The sequence below is a fragment of the Mucilaginibacter sp. genome (assembly GCF_039207105.1).
Lineage (GTDB): Bacteria > Bacteroidota > Bacteroidia > Sphingobacteriales > Sphingobacteriaceae > Mucilaginibacter.
Map to the genome: position 1 here is coordinate 1 of NZ_JBCECK010000224.1, position 6,315 is coordinate 6,315.

5 protein-coding genes are annotated in these 6,315 nt (G+C 41.8%); 2 read left to right on the plus strand and 3 right to left on the minus strand.

Features of this window, described 5'->3' with window-relative positions:
* Nucleotides 1-36: 36 nt before the first annotated feature.
* Nucleotides 37-1,437, minus strand: coding sequence for a TolC family protein (locus AAGC65_RS24195; RefSeq protein ID WP_343115035.1), 1,401 nt, complete (start codon nucleotides 1,435-1,437; stop codon nucleotides 37-39).
* 90 nt (nucleotides 1,438-1,527) lie between these two features.
* Here AAGC65_RS24195 and AAGC65_RS24200 point away from each other — a divergent pair, with 90 nt between their 5' ends.
* Nucleotides 1,528-2,475, plus strand: coding sequence for a LysR family transcriptional regulator (locus AAGC65_RS24200; RefSeq protein WP_343115036.1), 948 nt, complete (start codon nucleotides 1,528-1,530; stop codon nucleotides 2,473-2,475).
* Nucleotides 2,476-2,485: 10 nt separating this feature from the next.
* Complete coding sequence (locus AAGC65_RS24205; RefSeq protein ID WP_343115037.1) at nucleotides 2,486-3,673, plus strand: glycosyl hydrolase family 8; 1,188 nt, start codon at nucleotides 2,486-2,488, stop codon at nucleotides 3,671-3,673.
* Nucleotide 3,674: 1 nt separating this feature from the next.
* Here the strand turns inward: AAGC65_RS24205 and AAGC65_RS24210 are convergent, their stop codons facing one another.
* A complete protein-coding gene (locus AAGC65_RS24210) occupies nucleotides 3,675-4,961 on the minus strand; it encodes an NAD(P)/FAD-dependent oxidoreductase (RefSeq protein WP_343115038.1) in 1,287 nt (428 codons plus the stop codon).
* 20 nt (nucleotides 4,962-4,981) lie between these two features.
* On the minus strand, nucleotides 4,982-6,315 hold a 1,334-nt coding region (locus AAGC65_RS24215), incomplete at its 5' end, for a VCBS repeat-containing protein (RefSeq protein WP_343115039.1).

Sequence of the window (6,315 nt, forward strand, 5' to 3'; positions counted from 1 at the left end):
TTTTATCATTCCCATTATAAATGTGTATAGCTGTTATTAAAAATTATTGATAAATAAACCAAAATCGCCTGTAGAAGCCGACTTGAACAGTAAAGCCTGCCATACATTATTCAGGGTAATATAGCGGTCAACCTCGGCCCTGTTCAGGGTAAAAAGAGCTTGTGTAAAATCAACTATATTAGCCAAACCGTTTTTATACAGCGTATACTTTTGTTTATAGGCATCGCTCGCGGCCGAAACTTCAACCGGTACTTCGTGATAATTTTTCAAAGCATTTCCTATACGGGTATCTGCCAGTACCTGTTGCGCGGTTAAGCGTTGCTCAACCAGGTCGTAATCATTTTTAAACTGCTCTGAGGTGTACTTTTGCGATTGCACCTGGTAATGCACCCTGAACGGGCTGGTCAGGTTCCAGACCATAGCTACACCAAACAGGTAGTTATAACGTGTTGGGTTTGCACCGGCACCATAACTGCTGCTGTAGCTGTTTAAATTAGTACTATAATCAGAGTTAAAACCTGAACCACGGCCCTGGTAAACACCAAACAGGCTAAAGGTAGGCAGCGCGAAAGTTTTCAGATACTTGGCCTGCTCATCGCTCACCCCAATACGGTTCTTTAAAAAGCGCAGTTCGGGATGATCGCCGATCTGAACAGAGCTTTGCGCCGATAGATTGTTGGGCAGCTTGGTGATAAAAGCGCTATCAAGCACAAACTCCTGCGACGGGATGCCCAGAAAAATTGATAATTGATTGCTTTGATCCTGCACCGTTTGCAAAGTGTTGGTTAAGGAAATCTTAGCATTTGATACCTCGGCGTTAGCCAGTGCCGAATCAACTCCGGGGTTAAGGCCGTTTTTTACGCGGGCCACAACCACTGTTTGCAAATCGATAGCACGGTTAAGGTTATCCTGCTGTGCTTTAGCCAACTGTTGGGCGGCCAGTAAATTTAAATAGGTACTTGCTACCCTCACTTCGTGTTGAAACTGCTCTTGCGATAGATCTGTTTCATTCAATGAAACTACATTTTTTTGTACTTTAACGCGTTCAACAGCTTTACCAAAGCTGAAAAAATCCCAGCTTACGTTGCTCAGATACAACGAACCAAAGGCAGCGTTCCAATTTTGTTTGGCTAATGCAGGGCCTGATGAGGCTACTGATAAACCATGATAACCATACAGCGGGCCGTTTTGGCCGTTGGCTGTTCCGTAATCTTGCTGGGCCGAAATACTTACATCCGGTAAATATTCTGTTCGGGTTTCTTTTAAGTTTGCCTTAGCAGCGTTTAGTTGATTTGCCTTGGATTTAATGGTACCGTAATTAGCGAGCGCCATTTGTTCAGCATCTTTAATATTTAAAACTTTTTGCTGAGCCTGAGCCTGAACGACTGAGAAAACACCTAAAAACAGAAGTAGTTGTTTTGAAGGTAGATTGAACATTATCGTGTATTTTATACACGGCAAAGGTATCTGTATAAAATATATGAAAAAAATGAATTAAATTTGTCATAATCATTAGCAAAATTCATAATGAATATAGCACTTCACCATTTTCGCCTGGTTGATACGATTTCAAAGGAAGGAACATTAACCAAAGCTGCTGAGGCTCTGCATCTTACACAATCAGCGCTTAGTCACCAGTTAAAGGAACTTGAACGGGAACTCGGCATAGAAGTATTTCATCGTCAGGGTAAAAAGTTACAATTGTCAGAGATTGGTTACCGTTTTTTGCGAAGTTCTGAAAAAATAATTTCAGAGATCAGAACAATGGAAGAAGATATCCGGAATTACAAAAATGGTAAAACCGGCAAGCTCAACATCAGCATGCAATGCTATACTGCATATCATTGGTTACCAGGGGTTATTAAGGATTTTAAAAGCCAATGGCCCGATATTAACATCAACATTGTGTCTGATGCTACACAACGCCCGCTTGAATACCTTATGCGCGGTGACCTTGACCTGGGTATTGTGCGTACCCAAATGGTGAACACCAAAATAAATTACGAGCCTATTTTTGAAGATAGGCTGAACGTAATATTACCAACAGATCATCCCCTTGCATCAAAAGATATAATTGATATTGCCGATTTTCAGGATCAGGACCTGATACTGGCACTTTATGACCCTACTTACCAGGACACCCCCCTGATTGAAACATTGATACAAGAACAGCACGTAAAACCCAAAACGCTAAACCGCATACATTATACCGATGCCACCATTGAAATGGTAAATGCAGGACTGGGCATAAGCGTAATGGCCGACTGGATTGTACGCCCTTATTTGAAAAGCAGAAACGTTGTAGCTAAACCGCTGCACCACAGTGTAGCTAAAAGAACCTGGTATGCCGCAACTTGCAAAGATACCCCGGTTATACAGAATTTTTTATCATGCCTTAAATTGTATTTTGCCGAAAATCAAATGTGCATGGAACCCCAACGCTTTGAGGAACTGCTGCAATTACAAATGGTTTAACAGCCTTTTATTGCTGCTTTTTGCAGTTGGGGGAATTAATGCACAGGTATTAAAGCCTTTTCCGCAGCATACTATCTATGCTAATGGCAGTATAAGGCCCAATCATTTATCACGGCAGCAACTGGATAAACAGGTGAGTGTTTTTTATGATCAGTGGAAAGCACGCTACGTTAAAACCGGCTGCGATAAAAACCAATATTATATCTGGTTTGAGAAACCCGGAAAAGAATGTGTATCTGAAGGTCAGGGCTATGGCATGCTCATCACCGTGCTGATGGCCGGTTATGATAAGGCTGCACAAAGCACATTCAACGGCCTATATAATTATTATAAAGCACACCCGGCTAAAACATCTCCCTACTTAATGGCATGGGCCCAGGGCAAAAACTGTAAAGATATTGACCGCAGTACCGCTACCGATGGCGATATGGACATTGCCTACTCCCTTTTATTGGCAGCTAAACAATGGGGCAATAACGGAAACATTAACTACCAGCAGGAAGCCAAAAACATGATTACGGCCGTTATGCAGCATGAAATAAACCCTATCACTTATTCGGTTTTGCTTAGCGATGCTATTGAACACGACAGCCGCGATTATTTTGATACCCGGTCATCTGATTTTATGCCGGCACACTTTAAGGCATTTGAAAGCACCTTAAAAAATAGCAAATGGCAAAAAGCTATCGATAATAATTACCGGCTTTTTAGTTTGATGCAAAGCAAATACAGCGCAGACGCCGGTATTGTACCCGATTTTATTCGCGGTATTAATAAGTTACCCAAGCCGGCACAGGCCAATTATCTCGAATCGGCTTATGACGGTTTTTATAATTACAATGCCTGCAGGGTGCCCTGGCGCATAGCCAGCGATTACTTATTATATAGCGATAAGCGGGCCCTTAATATGGTCAGTAAAATAAACAGTTGGATAAAACAAACCACTGATGGTAACCCCGATAATATTTCGGCAGGCTATACATTAGATGGCAATGATATTAAAGGCCGCTATTTTGAAGCATTAAGCTTTATAGCACCATTTACTGTATCTGCCACTGTTGATAAGAGTAATCAGGTATGGCTCAATAAGCTGTGGGATTATTTGGTAGCCTTTAAATTACGTGATTATGATTATTATGACAACAGTATCAAAATGCTGAATATGATTATTGTATCGGGCAATTACTGGAAGCCATAAATCATTTTATTCTCGCCGCCACGTCTCTTCCGCTGGTTAAGGCGGCCTCAACCGTCCCCATAGCGGCCCCTTCATACAAATATTCTCCTGCAAAAAACAGGGTCTCATTAACCGGCGTATTCAACGTTTTGCGTGCCTCAGGGGCTTCCACAGTATCATAAGCATATGAACCATGCGTAAATGACCGGGTAGTCCAGTTTATTATATGCCATGATTTGATACGATTTTGCAATTCATTAATATCCAGTTTAAAAATATTGGCTATTGATTGCAGCGCCTGCTTTAATATTTCATCATCAGTTGCATCTTTCCTGGCCCAGGCATCCGGCCCGCCTATCCAACCGGTAAACAGCGTTGATTGCTCTGGATACTGTGTCCACCAGGTGGGTGTTTCTTCCTGCGATAGCAGATAGCCCATATCTTTAAGGCTTTTCCCCTCTCCCACTGATTCATTTTCCCAAAAGGCTTCGTCAAATTCTATCAATATTTTGATAACCGAACCAAAACCCATTTGCATTATTGCCTCCTGCTGCTCTTTAACCGGTGGATGAAAAGTTATCTTCCCTTCTTTATCTGTTTCTATCTGTAACATTCCTAAGGGAATAGCTATAATGATTTTTTCGGCATGATAGGTTACACCATCAGCAGTGGTGGCTGACACCTTTTCCGGCTCCCAATAAATATCTTTTACAACTGAGTTTAGCTTTACCTCTCCACCATTAGACTCACATTCATTGGCCAGGTAATTCAATAGCTTTATATATCCTCCTTCAACACGGTGCTGAGCGCCTTCATCTTCATGTTGCCATTCGTTTCGCAGCGCAAAGCTGCTTGCCTTTTTGGGATTCGCTGTATCATAGCCTGATACATATTGCCTTACCGACCGTCTGAGCTCCCGGTATTTATCTTCCGGAAATTGTGATTCTATAAAATCATCTATACTGGTATCCTGCTCCAGCTGGCTTAGCTTATCAATAAATAAGTCCCAATGATCAATAAACCATTCGTTGTTGGTAAATTTTCCTTCATCATATTTCCACGTCGATGCCGAAGCAGAAGTATATAGAATACCGGCTTCATGGAGTAAAGCCAGCGTAACGGGCAAATTGCCGTGTACAAATTCGGCACCTAACTCTACAGGCTTCCCGTTTTCATATACAGTATGTATACGTCCGCCTATGCGGTTTTGCGCCTCAAGCACAATTATTTTTTTACCCTTTTTGGCCAATTCACGTGCTGCCATTAAACCGGCTGCACCGGCACCAATTATCAATACATCGGCATTCATAGCTCAAATATGGAAAGAATTTATTTGAGCTTACCGCCTGCCGTGTTTTTTAATATAATGAAAGGATTACGGGTGTTCCAGGTAGCTTTAAAATTTTCTTCATTAATAAACCCGAAAGAAAAATTACCTAAAATGATATCCGGTTTACCATCTGAGTCATAATCTTTCACATCCATACATATCCATCGTCCATAATTAAAAATGGGCGGGTTATGCGGGATAAAATGCATGGGGCTGTCCTGCTCAAAATAAGTAAAGCCTTCACCGGGATTATTTTTCAGATCAGAAAAGAACGCGATAAGAGCTATATCCAGTCTGCCATCGCCGTTAAAATCAGCAGCTATGGCTTTTGTGGCGCCGTTTACCGGATAAAAATAAGCTTGCTTATATGTAAAGTTACCCTGGTTCAGAAATATGTACACACCATGAAAGGGTTTTAAAATTTTAGAATAATCGCTGTTATCGCCACTGGTATATAATATATCAAGCTTACCATCATGATTAAAATCAACCAGCTGAAAACTGCTTGAACCATAAACCGGCGAAAACCGGATCAGGTTTCTTGATGCAAACCCGCCCTTATGATCATTTAAAAACATCCATACACCTTCATCGGCCTGAGCAAACAGGCAGGCAATATCGGGCCAGCCATCGTTATTAAAATCACCAATAACAGCCTGCTCAGCGCCGGGCATCGAGCTGATAACTATTTTCTCAAATTTTTTACCAGGCAGCTGTTTGTACCAATACAACCCACCTGAATTATGGCCAAAGCCGCAAACCAACCTATCGGTTAAACCATCCTTATTAAAATCTGCCCGTAAGGATTGAATTGGTCTGGGTAGTTTATCAGCTATGGTATCCAATTGCATTTTACCCGGCTTACTCAGGTCAGCATCGGCTATGTAACCGTTGGCTATATCAATTGCCCTCATGGTGCCAATAAAAGTAAATGCGGCCTGTTCGTCTCCTTTATTATCTTTCGTAAATTGAACATTAACCGCCGGCGAACTAAACTTACTGGTAGCCTGCAGCTTTAGTTGATCTGACCATTGATATAAGCTGTTATTCATCATATCGCTGGTAAAAATGCGGTGACCTATGGTATCAAAAGCTACCATAGTAGTGGTGGCTATGGGTACTGTATCTCTGGTGGGTTTTACAAGTGTAAATACGCCCCAATCCTTAAGCGGAGTTATTGGGGCTTTGGCCGGTTTAATGGCCTTGGGGGCAGTTTTGGTATAATAATCAACAATCTTTAGCCAGTCATCATAAGTAACAGTAGTTTTTGCTGACGGATCATTCACATACTGGTCTTCGGCATAAACTCCTATACCAAGGCGCTGCGCCATAG